General features: G+C 44.4%; 14 protein-coding genes. All 14 read left to right on the top strand.

All coding sequences use genetic code 11. From position 1 onward, the window contains the following. Positions 1-231 precede the first annotated feature (231 nt). The 14 genes from PHU01S_RS12130 to PHU01S_RS12065 all read left to right on the top strand — a co-directional run bounded on the left by PHU01S_RS12130 (position 232) and on the right by PHU01S_RS12065 (position 20,053). Positions 232-693 (top strand): hypothetical protein, encoded by a 462-nt coding sequence (locus PHU01S_RS12130; RefSeq protein ID WP_021877427.1) that lies wholly within the window; start codon positions 232-234, stop codon positions 691-693. 894 nt (positions 694-1,587) lie between these two features. Further along, positions 1,588-2,130 carry an RNA polymerase sigma factor gene (locus tag PHU01S_RS12125; RefSeq protein WP_246029219.1) on the top strand — a complete coding sequence of 181 codons (543 nt, stop codon included), beginning with the start codon at positions 1,588-1,590 and terminating at the stop codon, positions 2,128-2,130. A gap of 119 nt (positions 2,131-2,249) precedes the next feature. Next, positions 2,250-2,657: a DUF6075 family protein gene (locus tag PHU01S_RS12120; RefSeq protein ID WP_021877429.1), complete on the top strand. Its 408-nt coding sequence runs from the start codon at positions 2,250-2,252 to the stop codon at positions 2,655-2,657. Positions 2,658-2,685: 28 nt separating this feature from the next. Then, a complete protein-coding gene (locus tag PHU01S_RS26305; RefSeq protein ID WP_021877430.1) occupies positions 2,686-4,695 on the top strand; it encodes a C40 family peptidase in 2,010 nt (669 codons plus the stop codon). A gap of 396 nt (positions 4,696-5,091) precedes the next feature. Then, positions 5,092-6,201: an ABC-three component system protein gene (locus PHU01S_RS12110; RefSeq protein ID WP_218032445.1), complete on the top strand. Its 1,110-nt coding sequence runs from the start codon at positions 5,092-5,094 to the stop codon at positions 6,199-6,201. Then, complete coding sequence (locus tag PHU01S_RS12105) at positions 6,198-6,701, top strand: ABC-three component system middle component 2 (RefSeq protein ID WP_069202419.1); 504 nt, start codon at positions 6,198-6,200, stop codon at positions 6,699-6,701. The genes PHU01S_RS12110 and PHU01S_RS12105 overlap by 4 nt, the downstream gene beginning before the upstream one ends. Next, positions 6,701-8,599 (top strand): SMC family protein, encoded by a 1,899-nt coding sequence (locus PHU01S_RS12100; RefSeq protein ID WP_048744030.1) that lies wholly within the window; start codon positions 6,701-6,703, stop codon positions 8,597-8,599. The genes PHU01S_RS12105 and PHU01S_RS12100 overlap by 1 nt, the downstream gene beginning before the upstream one ends. A gap of 17 nt (positions 8,600-8,616) precedes the next feature. After that, the gene (locus PHU01S_RS12095) at positions 8,617-11,709 is read left to right on the top strand and encodes a sacsin N-terminal ATP-binding-like domain-containing protein (protein WP_198156122.1); all 3,093 of its coding nucleotides are present in this window, start codon (positions 8,617-8,619) and stop codon (positions 11,707-11,709) included. Beyond that, positions 11,706-12,614: an AlbA family DNA-binding domain-containing protein gene (locus tag PHU01S_RS12090; protein WP_021877435.1), complete on the top strand. Its 909-nt coding sequence runs from the start codon at positions 11,706-11,708 to the stop codon at positions 12,612-12,614. The genes PHU01S_RS12095 and PHU01S_RS12090 overlap by 4 nt, the downstream gene beginning before the upstream one ends. A 783-nt stretch (positions 12,615-13,397) precedes the next feature. Next, positions 13,398-14,954, top strand: coding sequence for a response regulator transcription factor (locus PHU01S_RS12085; RefSeq protein WP_127507774.1), 1,557 nt, complete (start codon positions 13,398-13,400; stop codon positions 14,952-14,954). A 24-nt stretch (positions 14,955-14,978) separates the two neighbouring features. Beyond that, the gene (locus PHU01S_RS12080; protein WP_048749416.1) at positions 14,979-16,742 is read left to right on the top strand and encodes a cache domain-containing sensor histidine kinase; all 1,764 of its coding nucleotides are present in this window, start codon (positions 14,979-14,981) and stop codon (positions 16,740-16,742) included. Between the two features lie 170 nt (positions 16,743-16,912). Next, positions 16,913-18,232, top strand: a complete 1,320-nt coding sequence (locus PHU01S_RS12075; protein WP_048749411.1) for an ABC transporter substrate-binding protein — start codon at positions 16,913-16,915, stop codon at positions 18,230-18,232. 110 nt (positions 18,233-18,342) lie between these two features. Beyond that, positions 18,343-19,236, top strand: coding sequence for a carbohydrate ABC transporter permease (locus tag PHU01S_RS12070; RefSeq protein ID WP_048749409.1), 894 nt, complete (start codon positions 18,343-18,345; stop codon positions 19,234-19,236). Next, positions 19,229-20,053, top strand: coding sequence for a carbohydrate ABC transporter permease (locus tag PHU01S_RS12065; RefSeq protein WP_021877818.1), 825 nt, complete (start codon positions 19,229-19,231; stop codon positions 20,051-20,053). Before PHU01S_RS12070 ends, PHU01S_RS12065 begins: the two co-directional genes overlap by 8 nt. The last annotated feature ends 222 nt before the right edge of the window (positions 20,054-20,275 follow it).

Genomic DNA, 20,275 nt, shown 5'->3' with positions numbered 1-20,275 from the left:
GAGTCTGAAGTAAATCAAAATGGGACAGGCTCTCGTAAAATGAAGAGGATGGTGCCTTTAACTTACGTAATTATGCGGCTGTCCCCAATATAACAATGAAGGGATGATCGTCATGGATCAATTAGAAACGGAGCGTGAATTATGTTTATTAACATGGATTGATTTGCACTTCATTCAGCAGTTTTGCGGAAGGAGAGTTGTAGTATTTCTTGGAATTGGGGAGGGTGTTTGATGAATCTTACTCAACAGTCCATCCCCTATGAAAAAGTTGAAGCATGGCTTATGTCCTATAGTGATTGGAAAGCAAGGTTGGAATATGCGCAGGCAGAGCTTAAGCATATTCCGGGATTAACGAGGGCTTTGCATGAGTGGGTGAATCATGGCAATGGAAGAAAACAAGAACCATTGTTGCGTACGGTCATTCATCGGATAGAGATCACTGAACATGAAATCCCGTTGCTATTATCGAGAATCGGATTGATCGATTACGCTTTCTCGGCTCTCACCACAGAGGAAATTTTGTTCGTTCGTCTACGATATTTGGATAAACTGGCGCTTTCGGTCATTATAGATCGCATTGCACTTTCCCGCCGCGCGTTCTTTTATCATCGGAAGCGAATTCTGCATAAAGTATATCGAAAAATCAAAGATCGGGCGGTCCTGTTGGAACTGGATTCCTTTGGAGAAGACTGATCATATCATTACTTCAGAAGATGCACATACGCATCTTCTATTTTTATGGTTCGTGAATTGAAGAATATCACCTCAATCCCCCATCTTTTCAAACAGGCTCTAGGGTCTACCCCCATTTTTAGCAGTCAGTTCAATCTCTCCGAGTACGATTAACTCCTCACCAAGAGATGAGATGCCGTGAATCTTTCTTGCACCGAACATGCACCGAACGCTGCACTAGATTTGCTCTTGTTTTGCACGAATTGTGCACCCGATATGCACGATTTTCCTGATACGATGATAGTATAGCAAGCTTAAGGGCAGCCTACAAGATCATCGGCTGTCCTTTATGTTTGTGAAGCAAGGATTGACGAAACGGGCATAACTTGTTCCATGGTTTCGTCATGTTTCCGCATTAAGTCGTACAATCATACCGATGAAAGGAGGGCGATGATGCGGTTCCTATTAATCTGTTTTTTTAGAAATAGGTAGAAATGCATCCTGAACTGGATACATCTGTATTTATGCTATGCGCATTACTTTGCATTCCAGCCATTGAGCGCCGCTTCATTTTTTGCTGTGATGATCAGCAAAAAGAAGCGAAGCGCTCTTTTTTATTTTCTGATTGAAACCCAAAAGAAGGTAGCTATTACAGTGACGAGTGCTGAAGGCATGTGATACGGGACAGTCAAAAAGGAGCGTTTGAACTAAAACGTAGGACAACACCATCATAAAACAGACTGGCTATTCCTCTCGCAATGGTGTTGCCATGTGAGGAGGGAAATTGATATTATGTGCCCCACGTTGCATGCAATGTCAAACCACGATCCTTTTATGTGTTTTTACTATTCGTATGGCTCATAACGCCTCAACGATGGATATTACTATCAGACTTGGCTGCAAATCAGCATTGGATTGCTGAGCGGCAAGGTCTTTTTTATTTATGTAACAAAATCAACAATCGTTTTAAAGGGAGCGTTGGCTGTCGCTCTCCCCCTCCATTTTGGTTTGCCCACAAACCAAAATGGAGGGACGAATATGAAAAGGATTAATTTGCGGGACATGTATCCCTTTATCAAAACGGATGTATGGATCGACTTAGATGATGAAGTGGCACAAGAAATCCGCCGTTTCGACTTAAACGAAAGTGCATATAAATTGCGCACCTATCGTCATCGCGCTTATTACTCGCTTGATCGGAACGACGGTATAGAACAAGATGTTCTTTTCCTTTCGATTTCCCCGGAGGAATATTACGAGCGTAAGCTTTCCAATGAGCAGCTTTATGCGGCTATGTGTCGATTGCCGGAAAAATCGTTCAGACGAATTTATGCTCACTTCTTCTTAGACATGAGCAAAGTAGCGATTGCCCAAGCTGAGCAAGTTGATGAACGGGCAGTACGAAAATCTATTGAACGCGGCTTAAAACAAATGGCGCAGTTTCTCAAAAAAATGTGATTGCGGTAGGTCAAAGGGTCCGATTTTCTTGCCAAAATGAACAGATAGGTAAAGAGCTTTATGTAGGCGGCGGCTGGTTATAACCAGCCGCTCATTTTCCATGAGGGGGGCAGGTAACAATGAATCCGATTCGATTTCGAGATGCTGAACACGAAAGTTTCTACTATCGGATGCTTGATGAAAGGAAATGCAGCGACGGCTATCATCGGGCACTTTTCTACACATTAGGTATTTCCCGCGATACTCGGAGTCATATCCGCGATTTGTTTGATTTTTCTAATGGGGGCATTAAGCCCGGAGGTCTCGCAGCCTCGTGGCAAACCGGTAGTTCTATCCGCGTGTGCAGGCTTGCTTTTAATCTGTGGAATGGCTGGACGGAAAAAGGTGGGGAACGCTACTCTACTCCCCACGAATTATTCGATTGCAGCTACGCTCCCTATTTTTTTGAAGCGATTCAACTTCGTTATCCGGATTATTGCCGAAGCCAGGAGAAGAATTTCAAGCGGCTGAACGAACAAGTTCGCTGAATGTCAACTAGTTAAGGGAGTGGAATAGATGAAGGATATTAAAACGAGGACTGTTGTGAAAGACATTAAACGTTTGGACAAACTGCCAAACTTGATGGATCGTGTAAAACATTCGAGCGCACGCACAAAACAGCATAAAGACAATGACAAGACGATTTCACAATCTCCAAATGAATATGCGCAGCACCATTCTGCATCGGCCATAGATAAAACGGTACGTTTTCAAATTGGTATGGGCGTGGTTGCTAGCAAAAGATTGATAAGGCTCATTCAAAAAAGGCGGGCAAAGTCAGAAGGGGATACGGTATCGATACAGAACCCCGCTGCTATAATTACTAAGCCTTCAGGTACACGTCAATTGCGACTTGCCCGTAGGTTGCATCTCCGCAAGCCGGTAGATGGGAAATATCTCTTGTCAGCTAACCATCAATCAAGAAAACAACGCTTTATACGGAGCCGGGTCAATGCCCGGCTTTTGCATCCTCTTCGCAAAAATAGCTTTACTAACCGAATTCTAAATCGGGAAGGTAGAGATCAAGAACCGGCCGGGAAAAAAGGAGCATTAGCCGCCGCGGCATCTCATTCAGCAAATGTACGCGTGAATCGTCCAAAAGCGCTAACGTCCGTAAGCATGAGGAAGCGGCATTTCAGGCCACCGTCATCCCGAATCCCCTTCGCTATATCAAAGCAAGCAAGCCATACGATCAAACGTAAAGAAAGGAAATTTAAGACATTATCGCCATTTATAAAAACGGGACAACGGCTAGGACAGGCTAAAAGCCACTCTGATTATCAAGCGGAAGGAAAAATGAATAGCGCCAGGACAGCGCAGCGGACTGCACAGATGGCGATGACTGCCCGCCGCTCCATTCAAAGGGCACAAGCTGCAGCGCGATTAAATCTTCGGATCATTAAAATGGTAGTAAAAGCAGCCGCTTTGCTTGTCAAAGGAGTAGCCGCGCTTTTGGGAATCAGTAGTTCCGTTATTGTATTATTGTGCATTGTTATGGCAATAGCTGCTGTCATTTCCTCGCCTTTCAGTATCTTTGTATCCGGCGAAAATACGGATGCCGATGTAAAGCCGCTTTCCCGAATCGTTCAAGAGCTGGACATTGAGTATGCCGACCGACTGGCAGAAATACAGCAGTCCTCTGGCCGTGTAGACCGGGTGGAGTTTCATTATCCCGGCAGCGCGGATAACACGCGAATAGATAATTGGATGGATATTATAGCCGTTTTTGCCGTGAAGACTGTCATGGATTCAGAAAACGGAATGGATGTAGCAACACTTGATGCAACAAGGATCGGGATCATCCAATCGGTGTTTTGGGACATGAATCAACTGGAATCCCGTATTGAAACGATCGAACATACGGAAACCGTTCCGGTAGAGCATGAAGATGGGAGTACCAGCGAAGAGACGACTACCAGTTATGAACACATTTTGCATATTACCGTTTCGAGCAAAACTGCGGAGCAACAAGCTGACTCCTACCACTTTACTAATGAACAGATGGACATCATGAGAGAAATGATGTCTGGGGAGTTTCGGCCACTCATGTTTGAGATGCTCGGTAAAGAAACGGATGTCGGCTTGACGCCGGGACAGCTTGCGGATATAGGGCAGCATTTGCCCGAGGGAGAAATAGGCAGTGAAGTCGTCAAATTGGCGCTAACTCGTTTAGGTGATCCGTACAGTCAACCGAAGGCCGGACAGGATGACTTTACAGATTGTAGCTATCTCGTTCAGTGGGTTTATCGACAGCTACGCATTAACCTGCCGCGAACCGCAGCGGAACAAGCAAGATTTTGCGTAGAAAATGGCCTGACAGTAAGCGCGGCAGACCTGGTTCCTGGCGATCTTGTATTTTGGAGCTATGAGCGAAATGGTAGGTTTATGGATATTACCCACGTTGGAATTTATGCGGGGGATGGCAAAGTTGTAGATGCTTCCTCAAGCCGGGGACAAGTAGTGTACCGCAATCTGTTTGATTCGGACAAGCAAGTGTTGTTTGGCAGACCTCATATTCAGGGGTAGAACTTTCGTATTTCAGTGGAGCAAAAGGAATCCTATTTTTGGTGGAATAACGTTCTGGTTCAATTGTATCCTGTATCCCAGTGGAGTAATAGGGCTTTCCCGAACAAGCTAGCCTCCGCTGAAAACAATCATCTGGTAAAACATTCAGGTTGCTCGGTTATCAAGATGGAAGACACCTTTCGGTCAGGCAGTGGTAGCTCGATACTCTCACATTGCCATACAAAGCGGTGTTTTTCTATTTTGCAATTGGACTATCTAACCGCCAATAACCTACCAACAAAAAGGATCAAAGTCGATTTTCGCCCTGCGGAAGTTGAGTTAATGACCAGCATTTTTGCGGAAAAGGGAGGAAATGCTTGGAAAATGTAGAATATCCTAATGAAGTAGCATTTCTTGTTGAAAGGTGATTATATGGAAACTACTCTAAGTGAATTAAAACCATTCAAATTACCGCAAAAGCCGGATAATTACGATATTCTTTTTGGGTTGCCTATCCCCCCTATAGATAGATTGCGAACATTTTCAGCAGATCAATTTGAGGATATGATTTGTGAATGGGTCGATGGATATTTGAAAAAAGAGTATACATCTGTGTATCGCTCAGGCTCGGCAGGTGATAAGGGAAGGGATATAGTTGCATTTGTAAATAATGATTCCCCGAATCATGTCTGGGATAATTATCAATGTAAGCATTATGACCATCCGCTTTATCCAAGTGATGTATGGTTAGAATTGGGGAAACTATGCTACTACACGTTTATTAGAGAATATACAATTCCAAGAAAGTACTATTTGATTTCTTCTTGTGGTTTGGGAACTTCTTTATCAGAATTAATCGAGTATCCGACTCGTCTGAATGCTGGATTAATCTCAGCTTGGGAAGATAAATGCAAGAGAAAGATTACGAATGTAAGTGAAGTTTCTTTAACTAATGAGTTGCTGGAATATATCCAAAAGTTTGACTTTTCAATAATAAATCACTGTCCTCCTCAGAAATTGATAGAACAGTACAGCAGCACACCTTTTTATAAATATCGTTTTGGTGGTGGGTTAAATAATCCTAGACCTCAGTCGGAGGCCCCAGGGCCTTCAATAAAACCGGAAGAAGTAAGATATGTTTCACAACTATTTGAAGCATATTCAGATCACCTTGGAAAAAAGATTGCTGGTGTTGAGGAGTTGAAAAGCTACAGCTCGCTGCATCGACATTTTAATAGACAGCGGGAAGACTATTATAAAGCAGAATCACTTAGAAGATTTGCTAGAGATGAGTTGCCTTATGACGAGCCCTTTGAAAAGTTGCAGGATGAAATTTATAGAGGAGTAATAGACACTGCAGAGGATACTCATGCTGACGGCTTTGTATGTGTTAAGGAAACAATAAAAGAAGCTAGAAAATTGGAGATTACAAGCAATGTACTAATTAGCTACATTGATGGAAGTGATAGAAGTGGAATTTGCCATCAACTGGCGAACAATGACATTCTGAACTGGGTGAGAAAATGAACGAGGTAAAATTAAGTAGAGAAACCTACCTATTCAATACTCCATTAGAAACTGGACTTCGATGCTTAGTGATTTTAGCAGGATTAGAAAATAAAGCTATAGATATTCAAAGGTTGATTTATTTGGATTATCTATTAACACATTATGGTGATGTTGAGCCAGAATTTGAGAGTCTGCATCCTTCAACACCATCTCGATCTGGTGAAATACTGATAAAGCGAGATTTAGTAAGCCAAGGGCTTCACTTAATGATTAGCAAAAAGCTTATTAACATCGAATATGGAAAAAGCGGAATTTTGTATGGAGCAACACCTTACTCTAAAGCGTTTCTTCAACATTTTGAGTCTAACTATATGCTACGGCTTCTGGATGTGAATAAATTACTGATCGACAAATTCTCTAATTATACTGATGTGGAACTCAAAAATTTTATAATGAAAAATATTGATCGCTGGGGTGGAGAATTTGTAAAAGAAGCTTTCGTAAGGGGGGACAACTAATGAATACAGAGGGTTTTTTTATTTCGGAAATCCGACTTACAGGAAAAAATAAGAGAAATGCTAGTATCGTACTCAAAAAAGGGCTTAATGTTATCTCAGGTGCTTCTGATACTGGGAAGACTTACATATTTCAATTAATAAACTATATGTTTGGTGGTAAAGATGAACCAAAAGAAATAGATGAAAGTATTGGGTATTCAACTATTTTTATTGAACTTGAGAAATACGAAGGAGAAAGCTATACATTAAAGCGTGAAATTGGTGATTCATCAATTTTTGTCTATGAGTCAAAAATTGATGATATTTCATTTCTGCAGAATTGTGTGAAACTGAAAGCTAAGCATGATAAGGATGACAAGGACAATATATCAACATTTCTCTTATCCTTAACGGGAATCAAAGATATGCTTTTAAGGAAAAATGCAAGAGGAACCAAAGTATCTTTTTCTTTTAGAAATCTTGTTGCTCTAATGATGCTTAATGAGGAAAAAATTATATCAGAGGAAGTGCCTATTTTTTCAGGTATACCCTCTAATAAAACGACTGAACAGTCTGCATTTAAGACTATTCTAACAGGCGTAGACGATAATCATGGAGAAGAGATAGAAGACCCTAAGATATACAGAACCCGACTCGAAGGAAAGTTGGAGTTTGTAAGCTCTTTGTTGCAGAAATTGAAAATGGAATTGAAAGAAAAAGGCGCACAAATTCAGGACTATGATGCCAATGAACTAACAAAAGAGATTGAGAAATTAATGAGTACATTATCAAATAATAGCAAAGAAATTAATCTTAGGATGGGACAAAAGAAAGAAATATGGATTCAAGAACAAGAAATAAAATCAAGAATTTTAATGCTTGAAGAACTATTAGAAAGATTCAGATTGCTTGAAAAAAGCTATCTTTCTGATTTAGATCGACTTCAATTTCTTATTGAAGGGGATCACTATATCTCACAATTATTTGATTCAAATTGCCCTGTTTGCAATAATCCTTTCAACTCAAAAACTACTGAGCATAATCATGATTTTTACTTAGAGGATTTACAAATTGCGTGTTCTGAGGAAAGTAATAAAATTAACGCTCAGCTAATTGATCTTAGAGAAACATTAACAAATCTACAAAATGAGAATAAAGAAAACAATGAAAAAGTTAAACTTTTAAGTCAACGAATTAAGGAAATTGAGGTCATTATTCAGCGTGAATTAAAGCCAGTTGCAGTATTAACGAAAGAAAGAATGGATACTTTGTTGAACATAAAAAAGATTTTTCAAGAAATTGAACTTAATGAACGTCGTATTGCTGAGTATCAAACTAGCCAGTTAGATATTATGAGGGAGTTGTCTAAAAAGAATCAGAAGATGAAATTCGTTAATGAAATAACAACAGAAATTTATGATGATTTTGCTACAGAAGTGAAAGAGTTACTTGCTGGATGGAACTACCCTGATTTAACAAGTGTAAGCATAGATTATGATGATCAGGAGTTAATTGTTTCAGGTAAGAAAAGAAAAAATCATGGAAAAGGTTATCGGGCAATATTAAATGCTGCTTTTGTTATTGCTATTATGAAATATACAAGAAGTATTGGACTCAAGCATCCTGGGCTGATTATTTTAGATTCTCCGTTAACTACTTACAAAGAAAGACTCAATCAAACAACACTAAGCAGTAGTGAAGAAGATATATCGTTAGACATGAAGCAAGCCTTTTTCAAAAATTTATCTAAACTTCGAAATGATGTTCAGGTAATCATTTTTGAAAATATAGACCCTATTAAAGAAGTACAGGATAACATGAACTATATTCACTTTAGCAAAGTAATTGGTGTGGGGAGATATGGTTTTATTCCGGTTGACAATATTTCTGAATCAGTGAGCAATAATCCAATTGAATAGTTGAAGGTGATAGTGAAATGATGGAGTTTTCGCAGAAAATACGTAATTTACGAAATAAAGCCCAAGAGACACAAGCTGCAAATAAAATAATTGATATGCTGACTGAGTTAAAATTGAAGAATGATGAGACAACCTCTTATAGATGGATCTGGGAACTTATACAAAATGCGAAAGACGTTGTTAACACAAGTGGGATGGTTGACATAATTATAAACTTTGACGAAGGCAATAAGACTGTTGAATTCAAACATAATGGTAAACTGTTCTCGACAGAAAATATTGTTTTTCTTATAGAACAAGTGTCAACAAAAGATCGCACAATAACTAATGAAAAAAATAAGAAGACTACTGGGAAATTTGGAACAGGCTTTTTAACTACTCACTTGCTTTCAGAAAAAGTTAGGGTTTCTGGATATCTGCAGGATGCTGGTGAATCACCATGTTCTTTTAATGTTATTTTAGACCGATCTGGTATGGATCAGCAATCAATAATTAGTGCCATACAAGAAAGTTGTTCGCAGTTAGATAAGAATACTACCATAACTACTGACAAAACAATAAATGACGAAGATTTCAATACTTGCTTCACCTATGTTTTGGACGAATCTGGAGTGTCAACAGCAAAGAAAGGTCTGAAGAATCTGCTTATTGCTGCACCTTACGTATTTGCATTTGTTCCAGAGATAGGTTCAATCACAGTAACAAGCGGTCAATATATACAAAAAATTAGCCGCGGCAGAATGATTGAAACTGAGCTTGAAGATGCGAGTGTGACAAATGTTGTAATTGCAACAAAGGGGATGACAAAAGATAGATATATTTTTGTTTTGGGAACGAATGACTTATCTGTTGCAGTAGAAGTCGAACAGCAAGCAGGTAACAATTTTACAACAAAGTACGATACTCAATTACCCAAAATATTTTGCGACTTTCCTCTCTTAGGAACAAATGATTTTTCATTTCCTGTTGTAGTAAACAGTCCTAAGTTTAATCCAACAGAACCACGAAACGGAATACATTTAACGGATAAAGTACATAAACAAATAGCTGAAAATAAGCAAATATTAATGGAAGCTTCACTATTTTATGTTAAGATAGTGGACTACTTTTTAGAAAAAGAATATGAGGGAATCTACAACATTACTAAAATCCCTGAACAGCCTGCAAAGGATTGGCTATCTAAAGAGTGGTTTGAGCAAGAAATAATTAATAAACTAAAGTCTCATATCATAGAAATTCCTCTCATTTCTACACATAATGCTGGCAAAATGCCTCTTATAGATGAATGGGGCGGTACAGGTGTATTCATTCCAAAAGATTTAGATGAAACTCTCAGGGCAAAAGTATGGACACTATCAAGCAAACTCATTCCCCATATGATTACAAAGCGTGAAGAATTAGAGTGTTGGTACAATTCTTTATGGGAAGAATGCCGAAATTACGGTTTATTAGATTTAATTAACCGAGTAGAAGCATTTGAAAATATTAGTGAGTTATCAAAACATCTTAATGGTAATGTAACTGACTGGCTAAATGAATTATTAGCATTATTCTATTCTAATGAATATTTGTATACCAACAACCTTGGCAGAAGCCCACGTATTTTGCCAAATCAATACGGTGAATTTCGTACTTTAGATGAGGTATCACTTGATTGCGGTATTGATGAAATTTATAAAGACATATCTACTGTATTAAATTTCGATTTTAAAATTGAATTATTGGATAGAGAAATTAATAGTGAGTTCCTTGCTAATTTAAAAAAACTCACGTTAGATGATGTTTTCTCAGAGATTCTAAAAAAATTGCATAGATCACATCCTTCAGCAGAAGACTTTTATAAGAGCATTATTTCTCTTCAAGCTAAACAGAATAGCGAACAAAATGACTTTTTAGATCTTGTTTATGAATTACAAGGTAAAGATGCCTGGATAAGGAATAGTGTATCGAAACATTCACAAGAGCTATTAAAATTGGCATTGAAATTCTGGAGGGAAAAAATAACCAAGGACATAAGCTCCTATGAAAGTATAAGAATCTTTGCCTCTAGTTTTAATTTTGCCAGTGAGCATGAGGCGATGATGTGGGTGTCAAATTTCGTTCGAATTTTGGTGAAATATGAGCAAGATGGTTTATTGGATCGGATTGCTATATTGCCTGATCAATATGGAAATTTCAAAATGAGAGCAGAATTATCACTGGATTCAGGTGAAATTGATGAAATCCTTAAAGATGCATCTAAATATGCTGGATATGATGTACGTAAAACATTGTTATCAAAAGACATTATTTTAGATCTGCCTGAAAATAGAACTGTCTACCTAGAGAATATTTCCGAGAAAATCACACAGTATGTGAAAGAAAATAAAAACAGCATTGGGCACAACGATATTGATGTAAAAGAAGTATTTAATAAAACGTATCTTTGGCTTAGAGAAAATTTGGCTAATGAAAAGGTAAAAAAGTGCTTCAAAGAATTATCAACTAATTTACATTGGTTTTATAATGATAATGATATTGCTGAAAATATGTCGAAAATTGAAGAATACAACGACATATTAGAGAAATATGGTGTTTCTGGAGTGCAAGAATTAGAGCAGATATTATCTCGCTCAAATGTTGAAAGTAGTTCTAGTAAAACGGTGGAGATTTCAATGGAAATTCTTGCACAATGGGGTATTTCAACTGAAGAAGATTTAAATCGTGCTCTGGCAAATAATGTGTTTGGCCCAGAATTTATTCATGATTCTAAACGCAATTCAGAATTATTCAGCTATGTCCAAGATATTCTTGAGCGCTCCAAGAATAAAATCCTTGAATTTTTAGATAAGAAAAAATCGGAATATGACGTTTCAGATCCAATCAGAATTAGTAATACTATCTTCGTAATAAAAAAACACGGTACTGAAATATATTTAATTACTCGACCGTCTGATTATGGTCAAATAATATTATATTATGATACTGAGTTGGATATGCTTGACTATGAAAAGGATTGTGAATTATGGGTTGAAGATGATAAGAGCGAGCCGCAAAAAATTACATTTGGGAAAATATTAAAGCTGACTGGTGTTAACAAGATTCCACTTAGGAGCATAAGAGAAAAATGATTGACATTAATGAAGTAAAGCAATTACTACAATCCCCTGATTCAAAAAATCTTATTTGTAGAAACGTAGAATTCAGACCGCAAAATTTGGCTTTGTTTATTGCTGCTCTGTCAAACATGACAGAGGGGTATGGCTACATTGTAATCGGGGTAAGCAAAAATACAGATAATTACTCTATTAATGGAATAAGTAATGGGTTCATATTAGATGAACCTATTAAACGGGCACTCAGTTTGTTAGCTGAGCAACCAATAATAGAATTTGGTACACTTAGTATTGAAGGTAAAAATATTTATGCAATAAAAGTGATAAATATTACAAACGAGATTTTCTTCAAGCCTCCACAAAATACAGAGTCACTAACCGATTTATTTATTCGTGATCTTTACTTGGCTTGCATCAAACTTCAAGCACGTAAGCTTTACGTTAGCACTACAGAAGATGAGCGTAATGACTTTATTACAGATTTACTGGAGACAAACGGATATCGCATAAAAGACCAAACTCGACGCGGAAGTTCTGCTAGTGGTAAATCATCTGGCGAAATTGATATTTTTGTTGAAAACGATAGAATGCCTTTTACTATTATTGAAGCCCTTAATTTGGATAGCTTAAATACTAATTATCTTGATGTTCATCTTGACAAGATATATTCTTACGATACAACAGGAAATGCATTCAATGTATGTTTGTCATATGTTAAAGTTAAAGATTTTGGGTCTTTTTGGGATAGGTATTGCAACTACGTTAAAACACGTGAATATCCAGTAATGCTTGTCTCTTCTGATACAAATGCTGATAAAGATTATTCATACTCTGATATAAGATTCATGACAACTACGCATAATCGTTCAGGTAAAAATACACGGCTTTATCATATGTGCGTAAAAATACAAGAATCGTAGTTACTTAGTGAAAAGTTCTTATATAAGAATCGTCAACTAGGGAAACAACCTAATCAAGCGATTGTATTAGGCTTCTTACACAAGAAAGGTATTTAATTTCTTGCTCCGCTATAATTTGTCGATGGTAGTGGAGCAGGGCTGATTCGAGTATCGTTCTCTCCGAGTTCTCTCAAACGTGCAATTTCAGTCACTTTTTGATGAATTTACGAGACGCCTTGTGGCACTAGGGAAGGGTGGCGTGAAACGCCGAAACCCCTTGATTTTATAGGCTTTTCGTGGTTTTTTGGTTCCTCTAAAGGAACATAGCTTCCGCTTGCTTCCCTTTAGCGCGCAAGTTTCAGGTTCTAGTGTCAGCAATGACGTGGAGGTTCAAGTCCTCTTGACCGCACCACTTTATCATCGACAGGTTCGTGAGATGCTCCCAGAGCAGATCACGAGCCTTTTTTCTTTGTAAGGGATGCGGACGAACGGAATAGGGAGTCGGCTTTTCAGCCCTATTGCGCCGCAGGAAGAAGGAGTGGACCTCCACACCGGCTTGCAGACGCTATCCCAGCTGGAAGCGGATCGAAGTGGGAAAAAGGACCCCGTTTTCATTTGCGCCTCGAAATGCTACTATGAAATCAAGTTCATAACAGGTAGGAGCCGGTTAAACCACGAACTCCCCCCTTTGCGATCTGCGCAAAGAGGGAGGTGGTTTTTTTCATTTAAGCAGGGTAGCTCGGCGCGGCAGCCAAGGCTGCAGGCAGCTTCAAAATGACAGCGTTATCATTCGGGGGGCTGACCATGACAGAAAAAGTATGGTGCGATATTGTGCTGGTGGATGACGAGGTGCTGATTAGGCAAGGCATCAAGCATTATCTGAACTGGGAGCAGGAGGGATTCCGCATCGCGGGCGAGGCTTCCAACGGCAAGGAAGCCCTGTCGCTCATCGACAAGCTCCGTCCCCATATCGTGCTGACGGATATCGTCATGCCTGTCATGGACGGAGAGGAGCTTACACGGCAAATCAAAAGCCGGTATCCGGATATCGAGGTCATCATCTTGAGCAGCTTCGGAGAATTCGATTATGTGAGAGCGACCTTCCAAAGCGGCGTCGCCGATTATATCCTGAAGCCGAAGCTGGAGGAGAACGAGCTGCTGCGCATCTTGAAAAAAACGGCTGCCCGGATTCCGTCGCTCGCCAGGGCCGAGCTTGCCTCTCCGGAGAAGCTGTCCATGCGGGCAGCAGTGGAAAGGCTGCTTGGCAGCCGCGGAGCGGACTTGGACGAAGCCTCGATGGAGGGAATGTTTCCTCATCGTTATTTTTGCCTGGCGGGTGCGGAGCTGAGGACCCGTCCCTCCTCGAGTTTCGAGACAGGAGAAATGCGGAAGATTATGGAGGAAATGCTGGCTTGCCTGCTGCCGGACACGGCCGCATGCGTGCTGGAGCCGAAGAGCGGATCTGTCCTGGCGCTGCTCAATTTGGAGTCTTGCGGCAGTTCCGGCGTACTCGAGTGGCTGCGGGCCGTTGCCCGCTTGACGGAGGAGCAGTTCCCGCATGCCGCATTCGCCTTAAGCCGCGTCTACGGCAATATCGCCCTCACGGCGGATGTATATGACGGCGAGCTTGCCAAGCGGCTGAACAGCCGGTTTTATTTGCCGGACCGGAGGGTCATCGTGGAGGAGGAGCTGCCGGCTGCCGGGCTCCCGCCGGGCCCTTTCCCGCTGAATCGATTCGCGGACGAAATCCGGCACGGCCGTTACGAAGCTGCTTTTGAGGAGTTGAAAAATTATGTGGATGCATGGGCCTCATGCTGCGGCACGGATGTGTTCGAATTCAAATCGTTCCTGACTGCGATCATGTTCAATATTACGGTGCTTCTGGTCAATGGGAAGCATGATGTCAAGGAGCTGGAACGGGTCAAATACGCCTACTTCAACGAGATCAACGAGTCCTTGTACGCCCCGGATGCAGCGGAATGCCTGAATGCCTTCATTGAAGAGGCGAAGCTGTGCATCGGGCAGCAGGAGCAGCCCGGCGGCGGCAATATGAAGAGGCTGCTCGAATATATCGAGAAAAATTATGCGGAGCCTCTCACGCTGAAGGAAATGGCCAAGCACTTCCACTTCAATCCTTCCTACCTGTCCAGCTACTTCGCCTCCCATAACAAGGAGGGCTTCACGGAGTATCTGAACAAGATCCGTACGGACAAGGCGGCCGAGCAGCTGAGGCAGAGAGAGGCGACGATTTCCGAAATCAGCGAGAGGGTCGGCTACTCGGATCCCAGCTATTTTTCCAGAGTGTTCAAAAAGGCGACGGGCTTCTCGCCCAGCGAGTATCGACGCCATTATGCGAAATAGAAAAGGGTGGCCGGCATGCAGGCAATGAAGCGGAAATTGGAACGGTTGAAGTTCCACGGCTTGTTCATGAAAATGTTCGTCGTTCTGCTGCTGAGCATCGTATCCGTATCCCTTCTGACCTCGTGGAGCACGATCCGGATCTCCGAGCGCTTGTTCATGGATACGTTCAGCATCACGAACGCCAAGGTGATCAGCCAGATCAAGTCGGGGTTCGAATCGTTCAACGACGCCGTCTCCACCTCGATCATCAACATCCAGCAAAGCGGAACGGTACGGCAGTTCCTTACGGAGGGGACGGCCGATTCGGCGGCCTTGTTCAAGAGCTACTACAGCATGAGCAAGCAGGTCAAGCCGAGCAGCTCGAACCTCGATGCGTACGATGTCGATCTCCTCGTGCTCGGGAACAATGGCCGCACATACTCCACCAGCCGCAGCATCTGGTCCGTCACGGACGATCAGCTCAAGGCAAGCCCGCTGGCAAAAAGCGTCCAGTCGGCGCCGGACCGGCTTCAGTACGAGTTCCATTACGATCCGGACAAAGGGGAGCAAAAGCCGTTTATTGTCGCTGCGAAGGCGCTGATGGACCGGACCACAAGAAAGGTCTACGGGTCTTTGTACGTAGCGATTCCAGAGAGCCAGCTGAGAAGCTTCTACAGCAGCTATACGAGCAGAGGGAACTCGGTTGTGATCCTGAGCAAATCCGGCGTCATCATCTCCAGCAACGATTCGGCTCTCATCGGCCAGGAAGCCCCCGATCTGCTCCGGCATGCCGTGGACATCCAGCAGCGGGGACTTTCCTTCAAGGAAGCGGAATTCATGGGCAAAAAAGACTTGATCCTCGCGCAGGATCTCTCTTTCTATGACATGTACATCGTCAATCTCATCGACAAGCAGTGGGCGCTAGGCCAGCTTATCGATACCCGGTCGATCCTTCTGATCTGTGTGGCCATCGTGGCCGGAGCCCTTATCGTGGTCTTCTTCATCACCCGCAAAATGACGAAGTCGCTGACCCGGCTGGTCAAACAGATCTCTACCATTTCGAAGTACGAGTTCCATCATTACGTGAAGGTGTCGGGAAGTTATGAAACCCGGCAGCTGGCCCAAGCCTTCAACTTCATGCTCGACGAGCTGCATGAATATGTGGAGCAGCTCGTGCAGACCCAGCAGAAGCAGAGGCAGGCGGAGCTGGCCGCGCTGCAGCGCCAGATCAATCCCCATTTCCTGTACAATACTTTGGCCTCGATTAAAATCATGGTGAAGCAGGGAAGCCGGGAGAAGGCGGCGGAAACGATCAACGCCCTGATCTCCCTGCTCCAGAACGCCATAGGCAACGTCAGCGAGACCGTCACGGTCGGCCAGGAGCTGGACAATCTCAAGCATTACGTATTCATCAACCAGGTGCGTTACGGCGATCGCATCCGGGTGCAGTATTTCGTATCGGAGGAATGCTGCGAAGCGTCTCTGCCGAAGCTCATCATCCAGCCTTTCATCGAAAATGCCTTTTTTCACGCTTTCAATACGAAGCCGGAAGGTCATGTGTACGTTACGATCACCCGGGAAGGCGAGACGCTGACCTGCGAGGTCGCCGACAACGGAGACGGCATGGACATGAGCGGGCCGAGGCCCAAGAGCTCCAAGAGCAGACGGCAGCTGTTCACGGGAATAGGGGTGAGCAATGTCCACGACCGCTTGATCCTGCTCTATGGCGAGCCTTACGGAATCTCCATCCACAGCGTGCAGGGAGAAGGGACGCGGGTACGGATTCGGATTCCTTTTCAAAAAAGCTGAAAATCGTGCTGCTTTCCAAATAAAGTGCGGAATGAAAGGGCTGTCATCTGCAGGAAAGCGATAAAAGTACCGGTTGAGATAAAGATAATGCTAACCCCCTCATTTTCGCGGATGCTACGATGGCTTCAAGGCGGAAATCGCTTACAAACTATGATTTTGGGGGTTCGAGAATGAAAAAAGCAACCTTGCTTTTAGCCATGGCATTGCTCCTGATCCTAAGCGCTTGCAGCTCCGACAGCGGCTCCGGCAACAGCTCCAGCGCCAATAAAGGCGGAACCGAGCCGAGCGGCGGAAGCTCATCCAAGGAAATCACGATCTGGGCCTGGGACAAGAACTTCAACATCAAAGCTTTGGAGCTCGCGAAGGAACTGTATGCGAAGGACCACCCGGACACCAAAATCACCGTCATTGAAAATGCCCAGGCCGATATCGTCCAGAAGCTGAATACCGGCTTCGGCTCGGGTTCGAACAAAGGCCTTCCGAATATCGTCCTGATCGAGGACTACCGCGCGCAAAGCTTCCTCCAGGCGTTCCCGGACATGTTCTTCGATCTCACCTCTTCGATCAAAGGCTCCGACTTCGCCCAGTACAAAATCGGGCCGACGAGCGTCGACGGCAAAAATTACGGGCTCCCGTTCGACTCCGGCGTGACCGGCCTGTTTGTCAGGACGGATTATCTGGAGAAAGCCGGCTACAAAACCTCCGACCTGCAAAACATCACCTGGGACCAGTACATCGAGATCGGCAAAAAAGTGAAAGAGGCGACCGGCAAAAATATGCTCGCCCTGGATCCCAACGACCTGGGAATCGTCCGGACCATGATCCAGACGGCAGGCTCCTGGTACATGGACAAAGACGGCAAGAAGCCTTACCTGGAAGGCAATCCGGCTCTCAAGGAAGCCTTCCAGCTGTACAAAACGATGATCGAGGACAACATGGTCAAGCCGGTGTCCGATTGGAGCCAATACCTGGCGGCCTTCAACAGCGGCGACGTCGCTTCGGTGCCGACCGGCAACTGGATCAGCGCTTCCATCAAGTCGCAAGGAGATCAATCCGGCAAATGGGCGGTCGTGCCGATTCCAAGACTGTCCGGCCAATCGGGCGCCGTCAATGCATCGAACCTCGGAGGCAGCTCGTGGTATGTCCTCAACGTGCCCGGCAAAGAGGCGGCTGCCGACTTCATGGCCAAAACGTTCGGCTCCAGCACGGAGCTGTACCAGAAGCTGATCACCGACATCGGCGCCATCGGAACCTATGCGCCTGCCGCCTCCGGAGAAGCTTATTCCCAAGCCGATCCCTTCTATAACAATCAGACCGTCATCGCCGATTTCGCCAACTGGACCAATCAGATCCCGCGCGTCAACTATGGCGCCAGCACATATGCGATCGAAGATATCCTGATCGTGGAAATGCAGAACTTCTTGAGCGGGAAATCGATTGACGCTGTTCTGAAGGACGCTCAGCAGCAAGCGGAAGCGCAAACCCAATAGTCTTTCCGAAATCTTGGGCGTCCGAAGGCAGGCGGTGTGGATACACCCGGCCGGCTTCCGGACGCTCTACCCTTATTTTGGCGTCCTCAAAAGAAAGGAGCTGCTCCCGCATGAATGCGAGAACCGGAGCGAGATTGCAGCGGAAATCCCAAGCCATCGGCTGGATATTTGTTTCGGTTGCGGTGCTGCTGATCTGCGCCTTCTATTTCTATCCCATGATTCAAGCGTTCCTCTTGTCTTTGAAATCGGGCAAAGGCACGAACCTGCACGCTGCCGGCTTGGCGAACTACAGGCGCTTGTTCGGAGACACGACCTTTCTGGCGGCCGTGAAGAACACATTCACTTACCTCATCATCCAGGTTCCGATCATGATTGTGCTTGCTTTGTTCATTTCCGTGCTGCTCAACGACAGCGGGCTCAAGTTCAGAGGTTTTTTCCGCACGGCGATCTTCCTGCCCTGCGTCACTTCCCTGGTCGCTTATTCCGTCATCTTCAAATACCTGTTCGGCCAAGACGGGCTGGTCAACACGGCGCTGATCCAGCTCCATCTCGTCTCCCAGCCGATCGGGTGGCTGACGGACCCATTCTGGGCCAAAGCGACGATCATCATCGCCATTACTTGGCGATGGACCGGGTACAACATGATTTTCTACCTCTCCGCGCTGCAGAACGTGGACAGCTCGATCTATGAAGCGGCCCGCATCGACGGAGCAGGTCCGGTCCGCCAGTTCTTCGGCATCACCGTGCCGCTGCTGAAGCCGATCATCCTGTTCACTTCGATCACCTCCACGATCGGGACGCTTCAGCTCTTCGACGAGGTCATGAATATTACCAAGGGCGGTCCGGGCAACGCGACCACGACCATTTCCCAGTACATCTACAACTTGTCCTTCAAATACACGCCGGACTTCGGCTACGCGGCAACGGTGTCTTATTCGGTCGTAGCTCTGATTGTCCTTTTCTCCATCATCCAGTTCAAAGCGGCAGGTGATCGAAATGGTTAAACCGAGAAGGGCTTTCACGTATGCTTTCCTCATCGCGGCCACCGTCGTCTCTGTATTCCCGTTCTTGTGGATGATCGTCAGCGCAACGAATAAATCCGTCGACGTGACGCAAGGGAGGCTGCTGCCAGGCAGCCATCTCATCGCGAACATGCGGAATCTGTTCGATCAATACGATGTCGTGACCGCGCTCGCCAACTCCGCCAAAGTGTCGCTGACGACCACTTTCCTGGCGCTGGTCATCGGCTCTCTTGCCGGATACGGGTTCGAGGTCTACCGCAGCAGAGCGAAGGATATCGTCTTCAATATATTGCTGCTGTCCATGATGATTCCTTTTGCCGCGCTGATGGTGCCGCTGTACCGGATGTTCGCCGCCGTTTCCCGTACCGTTCCCTTCATCGGCGTCAATACCGCCGCCGCTGTCGTGCTGCCGACGATGACGACCGCTTTCCTGATCTTCTTTTTCCGCCAGAGCACAAAGATGTTCCCGCGCGATCTGCTGGAAGCGGGGAGGATCGACGGAGTGAACGAGCTGGGGCTGTTCTTCCGCATCTTCGTCCCGACGATGAGAACCACCTACGCCGCCGCGGCGATCATCACGTTCATGTCCAGCTGGAACAACTATCTCTGGCCGCTTATCGTGCTTCAATCCGAAGATACGCGGACCATTCCTCTGCTCATCTCCAATCTCGGCTCGGGTTATACTCCGGATTACGGAGTCATCATGACGGCCATCGTCATCGGCACCTTGCCGACCGCGCTCGTCTTCTTCCTGATGCAGAAGCATTTCGTGGCGGGCATGACGGGTTCTGTCAAATAACCGGAATCAGGCGGAAACAGAAGAACATGCAATCCCTCCGTCGTTTCCGCCAGCCATCCATCATTATTGGCGGATGGGGGAAAGAGACCGCAAGAAAGGGAACTTGGTTCCCCTTCTCGCGGTCTTTTCCCTATGTCCGCTTGCGAGACCGGTATTGGCCGGCTGCAGCCAACCGGGAAAGAAAAGCTCCGGGAACGAAGGCATTCGAAGGGATAGGGACAG

Origin of the sequence: Paenibacillus humicus NBRC 102415 (assembly GCF_004000905.1) — a bacterium.
GTDB classification, from domain to species: domain Bacteria; phylum Bacillota; class Bacilli; order Paenibacillales; family Paenibacillaceae; genus Paenibacillus_O; species Paenibacillus_O humicus.
This window is presented reverse-complemented; position numbering and strand designations above follow the sequence as displayed.